The 20,428-nt window shown below is 40.7% G+C and carries 18 protein-coding genes; 7 read left to right on the forward strand and 11 right to left on the reverse strand.

All coding sequences use genetic code 11. The features are described 5' to 3' along the window. Positions 1 to 20: 20 nt before the first annotated feature. Entirely contained in the window at positions 21 to 890 is an 870-nt protein-coding gene (locus tag D0S24_RS05750) for a sterol desaturase family protein (RefSeq protein ID WP_117018905.1), read from the forward strand. Between the two features lie 57 nt (positions 891 to 947). On the opposite strand, the gene D0S24_RS05755 is transcribed toward D0S24_RS05750, so the two are convergent. The 8 genes from D0S24_RS05755 to D0S24_RS05790 form a co-directional block, all read right to left on the reverse strand. Next, positions 948 to 3,218, reverse strand: coding sequence for a TonB-dependent receptor (locus D0S24_RS05755; protein WP_117018906.1), 2,271 nt, complete (start codon positions 3,216 to 3,218; stop codon positions 948 to 950). A gap of 238 nt (positions 3,219 to 3,456) precedes the next feature. Further along, positions 3,457 to 3,789: a hypothetical protein gene (locus D0S24_RS05760; RefSeq protein ID WP_117018907.1), complete on the reverse strand. Its 333-nt coding sequence runs from the start codon at positions 3,787 to 3,789 to the stop codon at positions 3,457 to 3,459. Positions 3,790 to 3,950: 161 nt separating this feature from the next. After that, a complete protein-coding gene (locus tag D0S24_RS05765) occupies positions 3,951 to 4,271 on the reverse strand; it encodes a DUF6787 family protein (RefSeq protein ID WP_117018908.1) in 321 nt (106 codons plus the stop codon). Between the two features lie 30 nt (positions 4,272 to 4,301). Beyond that, a complete protein-coding gene (locus D0S24_RS05770; protein ID WP_117018909.1) occupies positions 4,302 to 4,757 on the reverse strand; it encodes a DUF6146 family protein in 456 nt (151 codons plus the stop codon). Between the two features lie 156 nt (positions 4,758 to 4,913). After that, on the reverse strand, positions 4,914 to 5,546 hold the full coding sequence (locus D0S24_RS05775; RefSeq protein WP_117018910.1) for a DUF937 domain-containing protein: 633 nt from the start codon (positions 5,544 to 5,546) through the stop codon (positions 4,914 to 4,916). 303 nt (positions 5,547 to 5,849) lie between these two features. Continuing rightward, positions 5,850 to 6,800, reverse strand: a complete 951-nt coding sequence (locus D0S24_RS05780; RefSeq protein WP_117018911.1) for a D-2-hydroxyacid dehydrogenase — start codon at positions 6,798 to 6,800, stop codon at positions 5,850 to 5,852. A gap of 152 nt (positions 6,801 to 6,952) precedes the next feature. Continuing rightward, complete coding sequence (gene serC / locus D0S24_RS05785; protein WP_117018912.1) at positions 6,953 to 8,017, reverse strand: 3-phosphoserine/phosphohydroxythreonine transaminase; 1,065 nt, start codon at positions 8,015 to 8,017, stop codon at positions 6,953 to 6,955. 296 nt (positions 8,018 to 8,313) lie between these two features. Next, complete coding sequence (locus D0S24_RS05790) at positions 8,314 to 9,375, reverse strand: acyl-CoA reductase (RefSeq protein WP_117018913.1); 1,062 nt, start codon at positions 9,373 to 9,375, stop codon at positions 8,314 to 8,316. A gap of 86 nt (positions 9,376 to 9,461) precedes the next feature. Here D0S24_RS05790 and D0S24_RS05795 point away from each other — a divergent pair, with 86 nt between their 5' ends. From D0S24_RS05795 to D0S24_RS05815, 5 genes are all read left to right on the forward strand, one after another. Further along, positions 9,462 to 9,812 (forward strand): 4Fe-4S dicluster domain-containing protein, encoded by a 351-nt coding sequence (locus D0S24_RS05795; protein ID WP_117018914.1) that lies wholly within the window; start codon positions 9,462 to 9,464, stop codon positions 9,810 to 9,812. Between the two features lie 354 nt (positions 9,813 to 10,166). After that, on the forward strand, positions 10,167 to 11,261 hold the full coding sequence (gene ychF / locus D0S24_RS05800) for a redox-regulated ATPase YchF (RefSeq protein ID WP_117018915.1): 1,095 nt from the start codon (positions 10,167 to 10,169) through the stop codon (positions 11,259 to 11,261). A 317-nt stretch (positions 11,262 to 11,578) separates the two neighbouring features. Next, positions 11,579 to 13,441 (forward strand): DNA topoisomerase IV subunit B, encoded by a 1,863-nt coding sequence (locus D0S24_RS05805; protein ID WP_117018916.1) that lies wholly within the window; start codon positions 11,579 to 11,581, stop codon positions 13,439 to 13,441. Positions 13,442 to 13,486: 45 nt separating this feature from the next. Continuing rightward, complete coding sequence (locus D0S24_RS05810; RefSeq protein WP_117018917.1) at positions 13,487 to 16,168, forward strand: DNA gyrase/topoisomerase IV subunit A; 2,682 nt, start codon at positions 13,487 to 13,489, stop codon at positions 16,166 to 16,168. Positions 16,169 to 16,281: 113 nt separating this feature from the next. Then, complete coding sequence (locus D0S24_RS05815) at positions 16,282 to 17,238, forward strand: sterol desaturase family protein (protein ID WP_117018918.1); 957 nt, start codon at positions 16,282 to 16,284, stop codon at positions 17,236 to 17,238. Positions 17,239 to 17,376: 138 nt separating this feature from the next. Here the strand turns inward: D0S24_RS05815 and D0S24_RS05820 are convergent, their stop codons facing one another. The 3 genes from D0S24_RS05820 to D0S24_RS05830 are packed head-to-tail and all read right to left on the reverse strand — an operon-like array spanning position 17,377 to position 19,000. Further along, a complete protein-coding gene (locus D0S24_RS05820; protein ID WP_117018919.1) occupies positions 17,377 to 18,186 on the reverse strand; it encodes a TerC family protein in 810 nt (269 codons plus the stop codon). 2 nt (positions 18,187 to 18,188) lie between these two features. Then, positions 18,189 to 18,569 carry a DNA topoisomerase IV gene (locus D0S24_RS05825; protein WP_181938036.1) on the reverse strand — a complete coding sequence of 127 codons (381 nt, stop codon included), beginning with the start codon at positions 18,567 to 18,569 and terminating at the stop codon, positions 18,189 to 18,191. 53 nt (positions 18,570 to 18,622) lie between these two features. Continuing rightward, the gene (locus D0S24_RS05830) at positions 18,623 to 19,000 is read right to left on the reverse strand and encodes a helix-turn-helix transcriptional regulator (RefSeq protein ID WP_309545091.1); all 378 of its coding nucleotides are present in this window, start codon (positions 18,998 to 19,000) and stop codon (positions 18,623 to 18,625) included. A 304-nt stretch (positions 19,001 to 19,304) separates the two neighbouring features. On the opposite strand from D0S24_RS05830, the gene D0S24_RS05835 reads away from it, so the two are divergent. Continuing rightward, complete coding sequence (locus tag D0S24_RS05835; protein WP_117018922.1) at positions 19,305 to 20,423, forward strand: M14 metallopeptidase family protein; 1,119 nt, start codon at positions 19,305 to 19,307, stop codon at positions 20,421 to 20,423. Positions 20,424 to 20,428: the final 5 nt, after the last annotated feature.

Here is a 20,428-nt window from a genome sequence, read left to right on the forward strand (position 1 = left end):
TAACCAAAAGGAAATAGGTCTTGGAAAAATATTTTGAAGGTTTTGTAAATGCCCTTATCGGCACAGCGAATTGGACATGGAAATCCATAATGTTCGAGGTGCCTTGGTATACCAATTATTTTTGGGGACTTATACTAATTTCCCTAATGGTGTGGATGCTGGAAATTTTGTTTCCTTGGCGCAGGGATCAATCCATTTTTAGACGGGATTTTTGGTTGGACGGCTTTTATATGTTCTTTAACTTTTTCCTTTTTGCCATTGCTATAAGCGGCTTTTACAAGTTATTGGGCCTTCTTTTTAAGGATTTGGGAATAAGGCAAGATACCCTTGCCCTTATGGATATGTCCCTATTTCCCGGTTGGGTTCAATTATTGGTCTTTTTCCTTGTTTTGGATTTTGTACAGTGGTTCACCCATATTTTGCTCCATAAATATCCGTTTTTATGGAGGTTCCATCAAATCCACCACAGTGTCAAGGAAATGGGATTTGCGGCACATCTCAGGTACCATTGGATGGAAAATGTATTCTATAAACCCTTGAAAACCTTTGGGGTACTGATCTTGGGCGGGTTTGAACCCGAACAGGCCTATATTGTCCATTTCTTTGCCATAGCCATAGGCCACTTCAACCACGCCAATATTAAAATTACCTGGGGGCCACTAAAATACCTCTTAAACAACCCTGTAATGCATTTATATCATCATGCCCATGATCTGCCGGCAGGGAAGTTTGGGGTGAATTTTGGAATAAGCCTCAGTCTATGGGATTATATTTTTAGGACCAATTATATCCCCGAAGATAGTGGCACCATAGAACTTGGCTTTGAAGGGGATGAAAAAATTCCAAATTCCTTTTGGAAACAAATAACCTACGGCCTAAAAAAAATCTAGGCCATAGGTATTTGACTAAGTAATAAATGTTACTCCCTATTTGAAATTAAGCCTATCCTATAATAGAATGTTCAGCCCTACAACAACCGATCTTCCCATATTTGGAATATTGTCACTTTTTAAACGGGATAGATGGGCAATGTATCTTTTGTTCAAGAGGTTATTGGCACTGAATGTAATATTCATCGCCTTTTTTAGGAATTTAATGTCCCCCCCGAATCCTGCATTTAAAAGGGAATAACCAGGGGATATGGTTTCAAAAGTACCTACTTTCCCTTGCTTAAAGGTGCTGTTTAAGGTAACAAAGGCATTGGACCTTGGCCACCATCCCCTTACATTGTTAAATTCTACCCTAAAGGTATTGGTCAACTTATTGGCAGGTATAAGGGGTAAGGGATCACCGGTCCGTAATTCCCCGAACACCGTTTGATAACTACTTTCTATATGTAACCAATCGTACGGATGGGGGTGCAAATGAAATCCAATTTCCCCTCCGTATAGTGTAGCATCCTGTTGTAGGTAGTTGTATACAGGGGTTTCATCCATAAAGGTTCCAGTGGGTGCAATAAAGATATAATCCCTAATACTGTTATGAAAACCATTTAGAAAAAACTCATAGTGCTCATTCTGAAATTCCATGGCCAGATCTATCTGAAGATTTTGTTCGTTCTTGAGGTTTGCATTTCCAACTTCAAACCTATTGGTCCCCTCATGGCTCCCATAGGAGGTCAGTTCTGCCAAATTGGGGGCCCGAAACCCAGTAGCCAAATTGATTCTAGCTGTAAACTGCTCTGAAATATTGTTCTTATATCCCAAGGCGCCATTAAAACTATTAAAATTTCGTTTTAATGTGGCAATATATCCTTCTTCCCCGCTAATACCATAGGCCTGTCCGTCTATTTGCCTATGGTCATAGCGCAATCCCACTTGAAAATCGTTATTTTGATCAAGGTGAAAATGTGTGGTTCCCAAAAACCCTATATCCTGGGTGGTTGCATCCGGTATTAAAATCTCTTCCCCGAAATTTTTGTTGGTTTGATGGATTCCCTGCACTCCTATTACGGTTTCAAACCTATTCCATTCAGGTAAGTGGTATTGTAGGTTGTAATTATAGGTGTTGAGTTCCATATCCAAGGCGGCTCCCTCATGTTCCCCAAGTTCTTCCCCATGTTCTTCTTCACCTTCCCCATGGTCATGGTGGTGCTCTTCAAATTCTTTGCGATTATTTGCAATATACCCTAAGGTGATGTCCAAATTTGAATTGTTAAAGAATATTTTGGTATTGGAACTCAAAATATGATTGTCCAGTTTTTGATAGGGCAAATCAGGTATCCTAGTGGTGGTCTGCAATCCTACCTCTTCCGGAATCCCTAAATTGGATTGGTTATAATTATACCTGATCTCACTCTTAAAGGAGGTTGCCTGATACCCTAAACCTGCTTTTAAATCTTTTTCGTTGAATCTGGAATTGGTCGCCCTGTTGCCATCCCCACCTAAATAATCTACATGATTGTTAGTGGCCAATCTTAAAAGATATTTAAATCTTTCCCCTGAAGTCCTAATGCCAACTCCACTATTTATGCCCTGTGTATTGGTATTGTAATTAAGGTTTATATCTCCTTCGGTTCTTTTAGGGGCCGCAAATTTTTCAGGGTTTAAATAAAGTACTCCCCCCATAGCGTCAGATCCGTACAATAGGGAGGCTGGACCCTTGATTACCTCTACACTTTCTATTCCCGCTTCGTTTACACCTAGTCCGTGTTCTGCCCCAAACTGCTGGTTTTCCAACCGGATACCCTGGGTGTATACCAATACACGGTTGGAAGTGAGCCCCCTGATTACAGGTTTCCCTATTCCTACCCCGGTGGAGACTACATCCACCCCGGGAATGGCCACTATACCTTCCGCAAGGGTAGGGGCTCCCTGGCTCTTAAGATCGGAAAGCTTTGCAAACTCCACCTTCATAACGTTTTCGCGTTGTAGTTTATGAAAGGGTGTGGAAACAATAACTTCCTCCATTTCAATAGCACTTGGAGACAATGAAATATCCAAGGTATTGTTGCCGTTTCGTATGTTGATATTGCCTGAAAATGACTGAAAGCCGATGTAGGAGGCCACTACCTTATAGGTCCCGGTCGGTAAAGCTTCAATAAGGTACTCCCCATTACTATTGGTTATACCTCCCTTTTCCATTTGTGGAAAATATATCGTGACCTGTTCCAAGCCTTCCCGATCCTCTTTATTCACTATTTTCCCGGATAGTGTATTTTGTGAATTTACGGTTATATACGTCAATACGCAGAGCATTGACAGAATTACATTTCTCATTATTTTTTTATGGTAAAGAAGGGATTACTACCTAATGGCAATTTACCTCCAAAGTTGTTTTAACAATTGTTCGGCTCTTGTACAGTGAGCCTTAAAACCTATAGAAGGCATAAATAAATTACTGAATATTAAGGGACACGGCCAATCTACAGCATCATATGTCTTGGCCACATGTTTGGAAGTATGGTGTTCATTAGTACACCGTTGTCGTATCCATGATAAAGTTCAGTGAAAAGCATTAGGCAGCGGTCGGAGGACCCCTTCTGGAGAAATGAAGTTTTTGATGTTTACTTAAAAAACTATAAAAATCTATAATTTTTGCTGATCTTGTAATGACCGTAAAAGTGGCGATTTCCTGTTGAAAATGCGTGTAATAGTGCGTAAGGTTGAATTTATGGTAATCACAATCCAATTCAACCTCATGTATGTGCAACTTGCCTTTTTCTTTACAAACAAAGGTATGGTGCTCAAAAATGGCATGTTTTAGTTTTAAAACGGATGGAAGGGTTATTAAACCGACCAGGAGGACGGCAATAAAAGAAAAAATTATATTTCTAAAATAAATCTTCACCCTTCAAATCTAGCAGTATCCCAACACAATAATAGTTAATAAAAATATAAATTATGCATTTGCCACTAGTATCGTGTCAATGCTAATGTTTCGTTTATGTCGACGTTATTTTTTATGGGGCCAAGGCAAAAAAATGTTATATAGCTATAGCTATGGAACTATTATTTAAGAATGAACCCCAAGCCCATACGGCCCAACATCTTTTTTTCGAATTCCCAAAAAAATCTGAACTGTCCGAACAACCAGCCGTAAATGACCAGGAGGAATTGATAAATGGGAAAAATCAGCAATATTCTAAAGGTCAAATAAATTAAGCCTCCCCAGAGAAAATCAGGAGAAAAATTTTCCCTGTGCAGCCCGATCCAATTTAGAAATGGTTTTGCCGCATAAACCGAAGATGAACCTGTAATGGAGAATACAATAAAAATAATGAAAAGTTGTAGATTGGAGTTTACCCCCCAACGTTGTTTTAATTTCTTCATACCTTAAAAAATCCTTACAAAGATAACTTTTTATACGCGGGGAACAAATGGTCCCAATCTTTGATTGTATTTGCGTTGAAAATAAATAAAATAATTGTACAATTTATAATTTACCTCATAACCATAATCTATATTAGGATTGTAATCGATTTGGAGCTCATAAAGATTGGGATTATATCTAAAGGGCTGCATTACCCTTTGGTTCCATTCCATCACCATAATTCTGTTCCTATTCTCCAGATATGATTGGGAATAAAATCCTTCAGGCCTGGCAATACTTACAAGCCACATATTAAAGCCCGGTTCTATGATTATAATTTCATATTCCGTTTTTTCATCCTTGATACTAATGGTGTCTCCCTCCGTTTGTGAAAAAGCGGCCTTCTCTTCGTCCGTAACCGAAATGGCTTCCTTGGAACTGCCGCAATTGGCCAGGGATAAAACAAACATGGCTGCAAGGCCTATGGCATAAATTATCTTTTTCATTGCTCTTCTTATTAGAATAGATCCAAAAATTAAATATATAATATTGATCAATAATTATACCAACCAAAACATTACCTAATCTTTGGATTTTTTCTTTAAGTTACAAAAAAAGCCATTTGCATAACAAATGGCTTTCCTTAATTTATGTTAAAACTGTTATTTTCCAAAAAGCCCGCCAAGCAAGCCTCCCAATCCACTTTTCTTTTTGCTGGTTCCCATAACCATCCCTGCAACATCGTCCAATACACTGCCATCCCCATCGGCATCCAACAAAGTGGTAATCAAACTCTGGTTCTGTTGTGGCTGTCCTCCCAGCATACTTCCCAATAAACTATTTAATCCGTTGGCATCATTTACATTGCTCTGTGCTTTTTGTTTACCTAAGTAGGCCATTACCAAAGGCGCGGCAATCTTTAGGATTTCAGCAACCGTTCCTGCGTCCAATCCTGATTTCTGACTTAAGGCATTCTCAACATTGGCCTGCTTTCCTCCAAATACATGTCCTAAAATACCAGCTCCGTCGTTAATAACGGATTGATCTACCCCTCCACCGAACAAACCGCCAAGATCATCCAACAACCCACCATCGTGTCTAGAGGATAGGGCGCCCATTAGACCTTCGGCCCCTTGTGGAGAGGATACGTTCTTCTTCATGGCACCTAATAAAAGTGGCATGGCCATGCTCAAAACTTCTGATGTTTTGCTTTCCGGTTGTCCGGTTTGACCGGCAACCCCGCTAATTAATTGTTTGCCCGTTGGGCTACTTAAAAGATCCAATAATCCTGACATTTTTATAGGTGTTATGATTAGTAATTAATGCGTTTTAAGATACAAAAAAAGAGAACAGTACATGACAAAAACCGATTAGAGCATAAAAAATGCGTCATTGCGGAAGAGGAACGGGGAAGCAACCTGTTCATTTGAACGGATAGACTGCCACGCTGCGCTCGCAGTGACAGGCCGTCATTGCGAACAAAGTGAAGCAATCTGCCCAATGAGCGGCAGATCGCTTTGTACCTCGCGATGACGAAAACTATTTTTTGTCATGTACTAAAAAAGAGTTTAAATAAATTTATTTTATCCACGCATCCTTCATTTGTACAATTCAATAATCTGTGAGGCCAGTTCCATTCCGATCCGGTCCTGGGCCTCCTCTGTAGCAGCACCAATATGTGGACTAAGTGAAATATCGGGGTGCATTAGAATCCTTAGTTCCGGGATGGGTTCGGACTCGTACACATCCAGTCCTGCAAAGGCAACTTTTCCGCTTTCCAAGGCTTCAACTAGGGCCACCTCGTCCAAAATTCCACCACGGGCAGCATTTACTATGCCAACGCCGTCTTTCATCAAAGCAAATTCCCTTTTCCCAATAATATAGGATTTTTGGGCAGGTACGTGCAGGCTTATGAAATCAGCGGTCTTCAACAAGTTTTCCAAAGGTGTGCCCGTAAGTTCAAAAGCAATGGAACGGTTATCAAAAAAAGGAACGGTCACCGTGGCCACATCCAATAATGGATCGGTAAAAATAACTTTCATTCCAATACCCAAGGCAATTCTGGCGGTGGCTACCCCAATTCTCCCAAATCCTATAATCCCTAATGTCTTGCCCCTTAACTCTACACCTTTGGCATAGGCATTTTTAAGTTTCTTAAAATTACTGTCGCCTTCCAACGGCATATTCCTATTGGCGTCGTGCAGAAATCGTACCCCACTGAACAAATGGGCAAAAACCAGCTCGGCCACCGAGGAGGATGAGGCTTCGGGGGTATTGATAACATGAATGCCCTTGGATTTTGCATGTTCCACATCTATGTTGTCCATTCCCACACCTCCACGGCCTATGATCTTCAAGTCCGGACAAGCGTCAATTACGTCCTTAAAAACTTTGGTTGCGCTTCTGACCAACAACACCGAAACCTTATTTTGGTTAATGTAGGATACAAGCTGCTCCTGTGCCACATTCACAGCCAGAACTTCAAAACCGGCATTTTCCAAGGTCTGTTTACCACTTTTTGATATTCCGTCGTTAGCTAAAACTTTCATGCTATATATTGGGTATTATACTTTTAAATTAATACTGGCACCAAACCGATCCATTTAGGGCCAATACAACCATTTTTATAGAATTGCCATCGCTTTCCACCAAGACATGATACCTTGCCATTAAAGGTTGTAGAAGTCCTTGAGTCCCTTGTTTAGGCTTTTCGCTCCAATTCGCTCATGACATCCACCAAGGTGCCCACGCTCCCCAAAGGAAGGGCGTTGTACATGGAAGCCCTATATCCTCCAACGGAACGATGTCCGTTTATACCATTTATTCCAGCTTCCCGGCACATACCATCAAAAACATCCTTCAACTTTTCCTCCGCTAGGGTAAAGGTGGCGTTCATAGTGGAACGGTCCTCTTTGTGGGCATAACCGTTGAAAAGGGGATTCAGATCTATCTCCGAATATAACAACTGGGCCTTCTTTTCATTTATCGCTTCAATAGCGGCAATTCCACCCAACTTTTGAAGCCATTCCAACGTAAGCATGGAAACATAAACCGGAAATACGGCAGGAGTATTGAACATACTTTCCTTCTCTATATGAACCTTGTAATCTAACATAGATGGAATTTTTCTGCTTACCCTTCCCAGAATTTCCTCTTTCACCACCACCAAAGTAGTCCCGGCAGGACCCATGTTCTTTTGGGCACCGGCGTAAATAAGATCAAATTGCGTAAAATCCAATTGTCTGGAAAATATATCGGAACTCATATCACATACCAAAGTAGCTTCCGTTTTTGGAAATTTCTTTATCTGGGTTCCAAATATGGTATTATTTGAGGTCAGGTGCAGGTAATCCAGATCGTTGGGAATACTATACCCCTTTGGAATATAACTAAAATTCTCATCTTTGGATGATCCCACCTCAATGACCTCTCCAAATAGTTTGGCCTCCTTTAGCGCTTTATCGGCCCAAGTGCCTGTATTAAGATACCCTGCCTTCTTTTCCAATAGGTTGTATGCTACCATTAAAAACTCCAAGCTGGCACCTCCTTGCAGGAATAAAGCCTGATAACCCTTACCTTCCAGATCCAATAGCTCCAAGGCCAAAGATCTGGCCTTGTCCATTACTGCGACAAAATCCTTACTTCTATGTGAAATTTCAATCAGGGAAAGTCCTGATCCATTAAAATCCAACACGGCCTCGGAAGCTTTGATTATTACTTCCTGCGGTAGGATACAAGGGCCGGCACTAAAATTATGTTTTTTCATGTGTTTATATTTATTGTTTTTCAAATGTCACATGTAACATCCAAATAATCATTTCATTTCGCCATGTGACAAAATCTTTACTCATGGATGTTTCATTTATTACTTATTAGGGTTATTCCAAGTTTTTATTCCATTTCTGAAATGGAAACCGCTGATAAGAACAAGGAAATTGATTTTTTTACCCCTTGTCTTTAGTACCGCAGTTATTTATTTTCAAATCCGGACATACTTTTTCTCAAAGGTCAAAGGTCATAAATATTTTAGGAAGTAGGGTAGGGTAGTTATAAATTATTACATTATATTTTCAACAAAAATTGAACGGTATCAATATTATCCGCATAATCCGTTAAGGATGGATTTTGGGTCTGTCCGAACGGCACCTCCCCATCCATAAATCCTTTGCCTACCAAGCATTGAATCCTATTCTTTTCATTGGACAGTCTAATTTCCAATTCCTCAGGGGAATTGTAAAACTCATAAAAAACAGTGGCAATGGGAGAGGCATAATTTTCATCCTCCTTTAACATGAGGAAACCATTTTCCAATATTTTATATAGGCTCATTAGATATACCGCCTTGTTATAGTCATAATTATTGGCGTACTTGTTATGCTCAATAATAGTGTTGAAAGGGTAGAGCGCCTTGAACAGGGCATCAAAATTATAATCTTTTGGCACAAACAATTTGGAAACACTTCTACAGCCCAATCCGTAATACCTAAAAATATCTTCGCCCAAAGCGGTCAACTCATCAGGGGTTTCACTTCCGCTAAGAACGGCTACCGAATTCCTGTTTCTCCTAATGATATGGTGTTTTTTTCCAAAATAATGCTCAAAATAGCGAGATGTATTGTCGCTTCCCGTGGCAATAACGGCATCAAAATTTTCCAGTTTGCCGTCTGAAAAAGAAATGTAATCTATTAGGGCGGGCTCCACTTCAGTTAAATATTGGGCAATAAAGGGCAGTAAAACTTTGTCGTTGGAAGAGAGTTTTATCAAGGCCCTGTTTCCAGTTATCAAAGTACTTAAAAAGTCATGAAACCCCACCAAAGGGATGTTCCCCGCCATGATCAAAGCCACTGTCTTTGTCCTGTTTCCTTTCATATCATAAGCGGAAAGCCAACTTTCCAGTTGTGCCGGCCTTAGTAACTGCGCCCAACTTTCCAGACCAAATAAAATATTATCAGGGGTAAACCAGCCGTTATGGTGTCCGGCCAATACCAGTATTTCATCGAGTTTTATAAACCATGCGTACCGATTATCATCTATTTGGGTTCTGTTTTTCGCATATTTGCAATATTCTTTAAAAAAACCACCAAGTTTAACAAAAGCATTAAGTCTAAGTCTAAGGTCAGTCATTATATTTGTAAAAGATTTTATTAGGCTTTACCTTTGTACAAAAGTATTGATACTGAAATTAAATCAGCATAAAAGAAATATAAAATATGGCAATTATAATAACAGATGAGTGCATAAATTGTGGAGCTTGTGAGCCGGAATGCCCGAATACTGCAATTTATGAAGGTGCGGACGATTGGCGCTACAGTGACGGAACCCTTTTAAAGGGCGATGTTATACTGCCCAACGGGAAAGCCGTCAATGCGGATGAGTCCCAGGAGCCGGTAAGTGACGAAGTGTATTTTATTGTCCCTGATAAGTGTACGGAATGTAAAGGATTCCACGATGAGCCCCAGTGTGCGGCAGTATGCCCTGTAGATTGCTGTGTTCCTGATGAAAATCACGTAGAGTCCGAAGAAGTACTTTTGGGCAAGCAACGTTTTATGCATCCTGAATAGGTCTTGGATCAGGATAGGTAAACATATACCCATAAAAATCAATTGAAGATTATTTAGATTTATCAACTATTTCATAGCTATCCCGTGGTTCTTGACATTAGGACCTGGCTAATTGCGCTGCCGTCTTTTTCCGTATCCAATCGGTGTGCATCCTCGTGGAACCTGCCTTATAGGACAATAATCCATTTACTTCAAGGCCAGCTGTTTCCAATGACCATTTGAGTGTTTTATTTTTAAATAATTAAGATAACAATTTACCTTCTTAAATGTACATAAATAGTATCTTTGCAGCTGTTTAAAAAAAGTCGGGAAATAGCCTTGATATATGTTTCCCATTTAATATAGATCTCGACCATGAAAGCAGGTATTGTAGGATTGCCAAATGTAGGAAAGTCCACCCTTTTTAATTGTTTGTCCAACGCAAAGGCACAGAGTGCCAATTTCCCTTTTTGTACCATAGAACCGAATATCGGGGTGGTAAACGTACCGGACATTCGTTTGCAAAAATTGGAGGAACTGGTAAATCCCGAAAGAATACAACCTGCTACTGTAGAGATCGTGGATATAGCGGGATTGGTAAAGGGAGCCAGTAAGGGAGAAGGCCTCGGCAACCAGTTTTTGGGCAATATTCGCGAGACAGACGCAATTTTACATGTGCTACGTTGTTTTGACAATGAAAACATTGTGCATGTAGATGGTTCCGTAAATCCGATTAGGGATAAGGAGACTATAGACATTGAACTTCAGTTAAAGGACTTGGAGACCGTGGACAAAAAGCTCGAAAAAGTAAAGCGGGCCGCCAAGACCGGAAACAAGGAAGCCCAAAAAGAGGAAGCCGTTCTCTTGAAGATCAAACAAGGTCTTGAAACGGGAACCTCCGTTCGTGCATTGGATATCGGTAGGGAAGATCGCGTAGAATTTGTCAGGCCTTTACAATTCATAACGGACAAGCCCGTAATGTATGTCTGCAATGTGGATGAGGATGCCGCAGCCACCGGCAATGCATATGTGGAACAGGTCAGGGCGGCAGTTGCCAACGAAAATGCAGAGGTAATCTTTTTGGCCGTAGGTACCGAAGCTGATATTACCGAATTGGAGAGTTATGAAGAGCGACAAATGTTTTTGGAGGATTTAGGGCTGACCGAACCAGGTTCCGCCAAATTGATAAGGGGAGCCTATAAGCTCTTGGAACTAGAAACCTATTTCACCGCCGGGGTAAAGGAGGTACGGGCCTGGACCATTCCCGTGGGCGCAACTGCACCGCAAGCCGCAGGAGTAATACACACCGATTTTGAAAAAGGCTTTATTCGTGCCGAAGTTATTGCCTACAATGATTTTGTTTCTTTTGGAAGTGAGGCCAAGGTTAAGGAAGCCGGGAAAATGCGGGTAGAAGGAAAAGAATACATTGTAAAAGATGGGGATGTAATGCATTTTAGGTTCAACGTGTAGTACAGGTCCAGAATGGACATGACCCAATAAATTTAAGAAGGCAACACAATTAAACGGAAGCAGGACACTAATAGGGCAGCTGTCTTGCCCCCAATAAAAGTAGTGGTTGGGACATGATCTTGCCCCGCCACCAAGAATCAATATAATTTTATATTTTTGCCATTGCCATGCTCCTTCCGGTTAGGAATTGAGCATATTACAAACCCCTTACTATCAACAAATCGTTGATTTCCTTTGTTAATTACTTTAACGCCCAGGGGTTTCATCTTTTTATAACACTTGCTATATTAGCAACACTTTGGATAAAGCCCTGTACCATGTTAGATAACGCCCAATACACAGAAGACAACATTCGCTCATTAGACTGGAAAGAACATATCCGGATGCGTCCAGGAATGTATATCGGTAAATTGGGAGATGGATCCTCTGCCGATGACGGTATCTATATCCTTCTAAAAGAGGTTATCGACAACTGTATAGATGAGTTTGTAATGGGTGCCGGCAAGACCATAGATATCGTTATAAAGGATAATGTGGTTCATGTAAGGGATTACGGCCGGGGAATACCTTTGGGAAAGGTGGTGGACGTAGTATCCAAAATGAATACCGGTGGCAAGTACGATTCCAGGGCCTTTAAAAAATCGGTCGGCCTTAACGGAGTCGGTACCAAGGCGGTAAATGCACTTTCCAGTTTCTTTAAAGTGGAGTCTTCTAGGGATAATATGCTCAAAACAGCGGAATTTGAGCAAGGAAACCTGGTAGCGGAAGTGGGCCCGGAAGATACCTCAAAGCGAAAAGGAACCAAAGTCTCCTTTACTCCAGATGAAATTATCTTTAAAAAATACAAATACAGGAACGAGTATGTGGAACGCATGCTCAAAAACTATGTATATCTCAATCCAGGGCTCACCATTATTTATAACGGCGAGAAATTCCATTCCGAAAACGGCCTAAAGGATCTATTGGAGGACAACAATAATATGGAGGACATGACTTACCCTATAATACACCTAAAGGGTAACGATATCGAAATTGCCCTTACCCATAGCAAAACACAATACAGCGAAGAGTACCATTCGTTTGTCAATGGTCAAAACACCACCCAGGGAGGAACACATCAAACAGCATTTAGGGAGGCCATTGTAAAGACCATTAGGGATTTCTACGGTAAAAATTATGAGCCATCCGATGTAAGGAAATCCATTATTTCCGCCATAGCCATCAAGGTAATGGAACCTGTTTTTGAGAGTCAGACCAAGACCAAATTGGGGTCTACGGATATGGGAGGGGACCTGCCAACGGTGCGGACCTATATAAACGATTTTGTGGGCACCCAGCTCAACAATTACCTGCACAAGAATCCGGATACCGCCGAAAAACTTCAGCGTAAAATTATGCAGGCAGAGCGGGAGCGAAAGGAACTTTCCGGGATTAGGAAATTGGCAAAGGACAGGGCAAAGAAAGCCAGCCTCCACAACAAAAAGCTTAGGGACTGCAGGGTACATTTAGCAGACTCCAAAAACGATCGATGCCTGGAAAGTACCTTGTTCATAACGGAAGGGGATTCCGCCTCGGGTTCTATAACAAAATCAAGGGATGTAAATACCCAGGCCGTATTTAGCTTAAGGGGAAAACCTTTAAACTCCTACGGCATGTCCAAAAAAATAGTCTATGAAAATGAGGAGTTCAACCTTCTGCAGGCGGCATTGAACATTGAGGAATCCATGGAAGATCTAAGGTACAATAAAATAGTGATCGCAACCGATGCAGATGTTGATGGGATGCACATCCGACTTTTATTGATCACTTTTTTCCTGCAATTTTTTCCTGAACTAATTAAGGAAAATCACCTATATATACTCCAGACACCACTGTTCAGGGTCCGTAACAAAAAGGAAACCTTTTACTGTTACAGCCATGAGGAAAAATTACAGGCCATTGAAAAATTGACCGGAAAACCGGAAATAACCCGTTTTAAAGGATTAGGGGAAATCTCTCCGGACGAGTTTCAACATTTTATAGGGGAGGACATTAGATTGGAACCGGTAATGCTGGATAAGGCAATGTCCATAGAAAACTTATTGGAATTTTATATGGGCAAGAACACCCCTGACCGTCAGGAATTCATCATAAGCAACCTTAAAGTAGAGGTAGACCTAATAGAGGAAAACCAAATATAAACCAGCCTGCCGGCAAGCAGGCCAAACTAATACGAATCTTTCTTTATGGAAGAGAATGAAGAACTGAACGAAGTACCAAAAGAAAATCAAGAAGAAGCCCAGGACACCCTTACCAAGGTTACGGGGATGTACAAAGACTGGTTTTTGGATTACGCCTCCTATGTTATTCTGGAGCGTGCAGTACCCGCCATAGAGGACGGATTCAAACCTGTTCAACGACGGATAATGCACGCTTTAAAGGAATTGGACGACGGCCGATACAACAAAGTGGCCAATGTTGTGGGCCATACCATGCAGTACCACCCTCACGGTGATGCGAGTATAGCGGACGCCATGGTGCAAATTGGCCAAAAAGACCTGTTAATAGACACCCAGGGCAACTGGGGGAACATCTTAACAGGCGATAGTGCAGCAGCATCCCGTTATATTGAAGCCCGATTAACAAAGTTTGCACTTGAAGTTGTCTTTAGCCCTAAAATTACAGAATGGCAACTCTCTTATGACGGACGAAAAAAAGAACCGGTAAATCTTCCGGTCAAATTTCCACTTTTACTGGCGCAAGGTGCGGAAGGCATCGCGGTGGGACTCTCGACCAAGGTACTACCACACAATTTTATTGAACTCATAGAGGCCTCCATAAAGCATCTTAAAGGGCAAAAATTCACTATTTACCCAGACTTCCCAACTTCCGGCATCATAGATGTGAGCAATTACAACGATGGCTTCAGAGGAGGAAGAATCCGTGTAAGGGCCAAGATACACCAGTTAGATAAAAATACATTGGTAATCAATGAAATACCATACGGAACAAATACTTCTTCTTTAATAGATTCCATCTTAAAAGCCAACGAAAAGGGAAAGATAAAAATCAAAAAAATAGAGGACAATACCGCTGCCGAAGTGGAAATTTTGGTGCATCTGCCACCTGGACTGTCCCCGGACAAAACTATTGATGCCCTTTACGCCTTTACCTCCTGCGAATCTTCCATATCCCCATTGGGCTGTATTATTGAGGACAACAAACCACTTTTTATAGGGGTTACAGAAATGTTGCAACGCTCTACGGATTATACCGTAGAACTGCTAAAGGCCGAACTGGAAATACAATTGGGCGAACTGGAGGAACAATGGCATTTTGCTTCCCTTGAGCGGATTTTCATAGAAAACAGAATTTATCGGGACATTGAAGAAGAGGAAACCTGGGAAGGCGTTATTGCGGCGATCGACAAAGGTCTCGCGCCACATACGACCCATTTAAGAAGAAAGGTTACCGAAGACGATATTGTTAGGCTGACCGAAATCAGGATCAAAAGAATCTCCAGGTTCGATTTGGACAAGGCCCAGCAATACTTGGATGGCCTTGAAGAAAAGATTGCAGAGATAAAACACCATTTGGCCCATCTGATCGATTTCGCCATCAACTATTTCAAGTCCTTAAAGGAAAAATACGGAAAGGGACGGGAACGAAAATCAGAAATCCGAATTTTTGACGATATCGAAGCTACCAAGGTAGTCATAAGAAACACAAAGTTATTTGTGAACCGTGAGGAAGGTTTTGTTGGCACCTCTTTGAAAAAGGATGAATACGTAACCGATTGTAGCGATATAGATGATATCATTATTTTTACCAAGGAAGGAAAAATGATGATTGCCAAAGTGGACTCCAAAATCTTCGTTGGCAAGAATATTATTCATGTTGCCGTATTCAAGAAAAAAGATAAACGGACCATTTACAACATGATCTACAAAGACGGCAAGGGCGGACCCAGTTACATTAAACGCTTTAACGTAACAGGGGTTACCCGAGACAAACCTTACGACCTTACCGCGGGAAGGCAACAATCCGAAGTCCTCTATTTTTCCGCCAATCCCAATGGGGAAGCCGAGGTAATCTCCGTGCTTTTAAGGCAGGTAGGCAGCATCAAAAAACTGAAATGGGATATAGATTTTGCGGATGTACTAATAAAGGGAAGGGCTTCCAAAGGAAATATAGTAACCAAATACTCCGTTAAGCGCATTGAACTTAAAGAAAAAGGGGTCTCTACCCTTAAGCCCAGAAAAATTTGGTTCGACGACATAGTCAGAAGGTTAAATGTGGATGGCCGCGGAGAACTACTTGGAGAATTTAAGGGGGACGATATGCTGTTGGTCGTTACCCAAAAAGGCGTGGCAAAAACCTTTATTCCCAACCTTTCCACCCATTTCGATGACGATATGGTGGTTTTGGAAAAATGGAACCCCAACAAGCCTTTGTCCGCCATATACTATGAAGGTGAAAAAGATCGCTACTATGTAAAACGCTTCGTCATAGAGAATGAAAATAAGGAGGAATTATTTATTTCTGAACACCCAAAATCGTTCCTGGAACTTGTTTCTACCGATTGGCGCCCAGTAGTTGAGATCGAATATATTAAACCAAGAGGCAAAGATGCCAAACCTAATCAGATTATTGATATAGAAGATTTTATAACAGTTAAAGGAATTAAAGCTTTAGGAAACCAACTGACTGCTGACAAGGTAAAAAACATTAACGCCCTAGATCCACTGCCTTTTGAGGAGCCCACAGAAAATGATACCAATGAAATCGAAGTAATAGACGAAGAGAACATTGAGATCAAGGGAGAACAAAGGACGGGTTCTCCAAAAACAGGGGCAACCAACCAAGAATCCGGGAAAGAAAACAAACCTGAAAAAGAAGATGACGAAGGACAGACAACACTTTTTTGAGACTATACTATGGATCATAAAAATGCCATTGCCCTTTAAATTAATGGTTAATTGGGACAATTCGCTGCGAATTCCTCCGAGAATAGCATATATTTACACAAATTAAATTTTTTATGGATTTTACCAACCCCCTGGTATATGGAGTTCCTTGTTTTATAGCTTTTATTTTATTGGAACTCACTTATAGCAAGACACATGGCGACGATCATTTGTACGATTGGAAAGATTTGGCCGCAAGCGGATTTATGGGTATTGGATCGGCCATAATTGCACCCTTGATAAAGGTCATTTCTGCAATTGTGATATTCGAATTCACCTATGAATTTTTCAACCCGATTACCAATGGGGTAAGGACCAACGTTCTAGGCTACGAATCTTTCGGATATGCCTGGTATGTTTGGCTTCTTTGTCAGCTAGCGGACGATTTTACCTATTATTGGTTTCACAGGGCCAATCACGAGGTACGTATTTTATGGGCCGCACATATTGTACACCATTCCTCGGACAACTTCAATTTAGGGACGGCGGTTCGTAACGGGTGGTTCACCATTTTATATAAACCCCTCTTTTACATGTGGCTTCCCGCTATTGGCTTCCCACCGGAAATGGTAGTGGTATGTCTGGGAATCGAAGCCTTATGGCAATTTCAATTACATTCCGTCTACATCCCAAAGATGGGATTCATTGAAAAAATATTCAATACCCACACCATGCACCAAGTACACCACGCCCAAAATGTAGAATATTTGGACAAAAATCATGGTGGTTTCCTGAATATTTTCGATAAAATGTTTGGTACCTGGAAAGAATTGGATGATGATATAGATGTAAAGTATGGCGTAATTCACGCTCCCAACTCGCATAATCCTATAGTTATCCTCACCCATGAGTTCAAGGATATTTACAATGATGTTAAGAAATCGAAAAAATTATCACATGCCCTAATGTATATTTTTGGTCCTCCAGGATGGAGTCCTGACGGAAGCACCCTTACCGTGAAACAGCAACAGCGATTATTTAAAGATCAGAAAACCTCCAATCCCGAGGTAGCTTTTAGTCGGCCCAATTAACCAAATTGCGCGCGGATTTACCACACAATATACCTCAAATTAATAATCAGAAATTATTGTTTTTAAGCTAAGTAAATACTAACACCTAAACAATAACTTTAAATAAAATCACCGCTAGGACAAGCCGAATACCTCTCTTTACTTATTAATTCCCGAGGGCTTCCCCTTGTTCTTTTGCATTCTAATATTTAGAAATTCCACGAACAGGGAGAAGGCAATGGCAAAATATAGGTAACCTTTGGGAATGGCACCGACTTCATTACCGAAAAATTTAGCGTGACTAAGATGTGCCGCTTCCATTATCAACATAAACCCGATAAGTATCAAAAAGGAAAGTGCCAAAATCTGCATGGACGGATGGGCGCTAATGAACTGTCTTATTGGGTTGGCAAAGACCATCATGATAACAATGGAAACAACAACGGCAATGATCATGAGCAATAAAGCATCTCCCGGCTTGTTACCTATACCATTGGTCATCCCCACTGCGGTTAGAATGGAATCTATGGAGAAAATAAAGTCGATCAGAACAATCTGCACAATGGCACTGGACAAGCTTGTGATCCCCTTGGCACTGACTTCTTGCTCGTCATGCTGCGGCATTTCTATTTTTTCATGAATTTCAGAGGTACTTTTGTAGAGCAGGAACAATCCCCCAAAAAACAAGATCAAAGCCTGACCGCTAATCCCCATATAGACCCATGAGCTCTCTATGTAGAAAAACGGATTCTTAAGTCCAATTAGGAAGGATACCGCAAACAACAATACAATTCTTTGTACCATAGCCATTAGAAGCCCTATATTGGTTGCTTTGGCCTGCAGTTTCTGGGGCAGTTTGTTAGCAATTATGGAGATAAATATAATATTGTCTATTCCTAGGACAATCTCCAAAAAGGTTAGCGTAAGCAAAGCCACCCACGCATCCGGATTCGATAAGATTTCAAACATCGTTATTGTATTTTAATTGCGGTTCCCACAGATTTTTTGGCACTGCCAACAACATTGTATTCAAATGTATACGAATTATTGTCGGTGGACAAAATCTTCATATGAATTGATTTCTCTTCGGCCATATTTTTAGGGTGTAGTTTCTTTACGATATATTCGCAATCATTTATCCATCTAATTGAAGAGCTATCCACCTTCCCTTGAAAATAATCCAATTCAATACTATCGTTTCTAACAAATGTTGTTGTAAGCTTTTCACCACCTATCTCTGCAGTAAAAGAGAATTTTCCGTTCTTAAAATCAGCGCAATTGCGTTCGGGCCCATAACAAGAGTATGCCGATAGCATGAGCAACACCACCCCGAAAATCATATTTCTAGTCATGCTACAAAATAAAGTAATTTGATGCTGTAATCACGCAAAAAAAAGCAAATAATTCAACTCCCCAATTCCGAATAGGACTTAAAGCTTCCATCGGAATAAAAAATAACAATTTTATCTATGACCTGGGGTTTTGGAATAGCCTCATCGGCCATTTCGTTCTTTACTGCCATTTTTGCCTCAGCTTCCATAGGATGGGTTGCCCTTGCTTTCTTAGGAAAAGAGCCTTCACCGAACAACAGCCAATACAAATCTACATCGGAAAAAGAGGAGACAACCTTAAGAACAAATTCCAGACTGGGTTTGTTTCTTCCCGCTAGAAGATGGGAGATGCTGGACCGCTGAACACCCATTGTATCAGCAAACGCGGAAGCGGATAAATCATGGAACTTCAAAATTTGATCTATTCTATTTATAAAATCAGCAGCGTTCACAATTGTAAATTTATATTTTTAAAGGTAATCATTTTAAAGCATGTTGTGTGCATGGACTCCTGTTCATACGCTTCATATACTTAATTTAACACTTTATATAAAGCTATTAATTTAATTGATTCAAAAATATATAAATAGCAATTATAAATAAAACAAATTATACGATAAACGGCCCTGACCCACGCCCATAAACGAAACGGTCGACAATTCAATGTGTGTTTACAAATGTAACTTTTATGATTTACAAATGTAATTTAATTTGACGCTACCTTTGCAGGGTCAGAACAAAACCAGAGTCTTGCACATGCCGCTAAACTATAATGATATTAAGGAAGTAACGATAAATGGCCGATACGTTACCGATAAGCATCTTGACGCATTTCTAGATGCTGTTTCCAAATACTTTAAGATCCAAACCGAGGGCTTATCCGTGGAAGGACGCGCTATAAAAAGTATTGCCTTGGGCAAGGGGGATTTAAAAATATTGATGTGGTCCCAAATGCACGGAAACGAGTCCACTACAACAAAAGCTGTTTTGGATTTAATAAATTTTCTAAAATCGGATTCGGAACTGTCTAGGTACATTTTAAAGAACTGTACCCTTAAAATTGTTCCGATCCTAAATCCGGACGGAGCCATGGCCTACACCAGGGCAAATGCAAATGGGGTAGATTTAAACCGGGACGCCCAGGAAAAGACCCAGCCCGAAAGCCTAGTGTTACGAAAAATATACGAGGATTTTAAACCCGATTACTGTTTCAACCTACATGACCAACGCACCCTATTCAATGTAGGGAATACCCCCAGACCCGCAACGGTTTCCTTTTTGGCACCTGCGCATGACCCAGAAAGAAGTATATCCGAAACCAGGGGGATCAGTATGCAATTAATTGTGGCCATGAACGAAGAATTGCAAAAGTTCATTCCGGGCCAGGTGGGAAGATATGATGACGGATTTAACAGCAACTGTGTTGGCGACACCTTTCAAATGCTGCATACACCTACCGTCTTGTTCGAGTCGGGCCATTTTCCCGGAGATTACGACAGGGAAGAAACCAGAAAATATATTTTTATGGCCATGCTCAGGGCCATCGAGGTAATTTCACAGGGAACCATCCACCAGTATAAAAGGGATTCATATTTTGATATTCCGGACAATAACAAATTGTTTTATGATGTCATCATAGAGAATATCCCTATCCCTGAGCCCAAATACGGATCAAACGGCAGTGCTGCCATCCAATATGTAGAAACTTTGGTAAATGGAAAGATTCAATTCAAAGGGAAATTGGAAGAAATAGGAAATTTACAAGGTAAATTTGGCCATAAAACATATAACTGCTTGTTTTATAAAGACTTAATGAAAATAAAAAACAAACCCGAACTAATGGACCTACTTAACTCCAATGGAATATTTTTTTAAAAAAT

The sequence above is a fragment of the Arenibacter sp. P308M17 genome (assembly GCF_003426735.1).
Classification (GTDB): domain Bacteria; phylum Bacteroidota; class Bacteroidia; order Flavobacteriales; family Flavobacteriaceae; genus Arenibacter.

Bases quoted from the DNA above. Each gene is read 5' to 3' on its own strand.
- D0S24_RS05775 (WP_117018910.1), bottom strand. From the start codon at position 5,546: ATGTCAGGATTATTGGATCTTTTAAGTAGCCCAACGGGCAAACAATTA.
- D0S24_RS05815 (WP_117018918.1), top strand. From the start codon at position 16,282: ATGGATTTTACCAACCCCCTGGTATATGGAGTTCCTTGTTTTATAGCT.
- D0S24_RS05820 (WP_117018919.1), bottom strand. From the start codon at position 18,186: ATGTTTGAAATCTTATCGAATCCGGATGCGTGGGTGGCTTTGCTTACG.
- D0S24_RS05755 (WP_117018906.1), bottom strand. From the start codon at position 3,218: ATGAGAAATGTAATTCTGTCAATGCTCTGCGTATTGACGTATATAACC.
- D0S24_RS05780 (WP_117018911.1), bottom strand. From the start codon at position 6,800: ATGAAAGTTTTAGCTAACGACGGAATATCAAAAAGTGGTAAACAGACC.
- D0S24_RS05765 (WP_117018908.1), bottom strand. From the start codon at position 4,271: ATGAAGAAATTAAAACAACGTTGGGGGGTAAACTCCAATCTACAACTT.
- D0S24_RS05805 (WP_117018916.1), top strand. From the start codon at position 11,579: ATGTTAGATAACGCCCAATACACAGAAGACAACATTCGCTCATTAGAC.
- D0S24_RS05810 (WP_117018917.1), top strand. From the start codon at position 13,487: ATGGAAGAGAATGAAGAACTGAACGAAGTACCAAAAGAAAATCAAGAA.
- D0S24_RS05790 (WP_117018913.1), bottom strand. From the start codon at position 9,375: ATGACTGACCTTAGACTTAGACTTAATGCTTTTGTTAAACTTGGTGGT.
- ychF (WP_117018915.1), top strand. From the start codon at position 10,167: ATGAAAGCAGGTATTGTAGGATTGCCAAATGTAGGAAAGTCCACCCTT.
- D0S24_RS05770 (WP_117018909.1), bottom strand. From the start codon at position 4,757: ATGAAAAAGATAATTTATGCCATAGGCCTTGCAGCCATGTTTGTTTTA.
- serC (WP_117018912.1), bottom strand. From the start codon at position 8,017: ATGAAAAAACATAATTTTAGTGCCGGCCCTTGTATCCTACCGCAGGAA.
- D0S24_RS05825 (WP_181938036.1), bottom strand. From the start codon at position 18,569: ATGACTAGAAATATGATTTTCGGGGTGGTGTTGCTCATGCTATCGGCA.
- D0S24_RS05795 (WP_117018914.1), top strand. From the start codon at position 9,462: ATGGCAATTATAATAACAGATGAGTGCATAAATTGTGGAGCTTGTGAG.
- D0S24_RS05835 (WP_117018922.1), top strand. From the start codon at position 19,305: ATGCCGCTAAACTATAATGATATTAAGGAAGTAACGATAAATGGCCGA.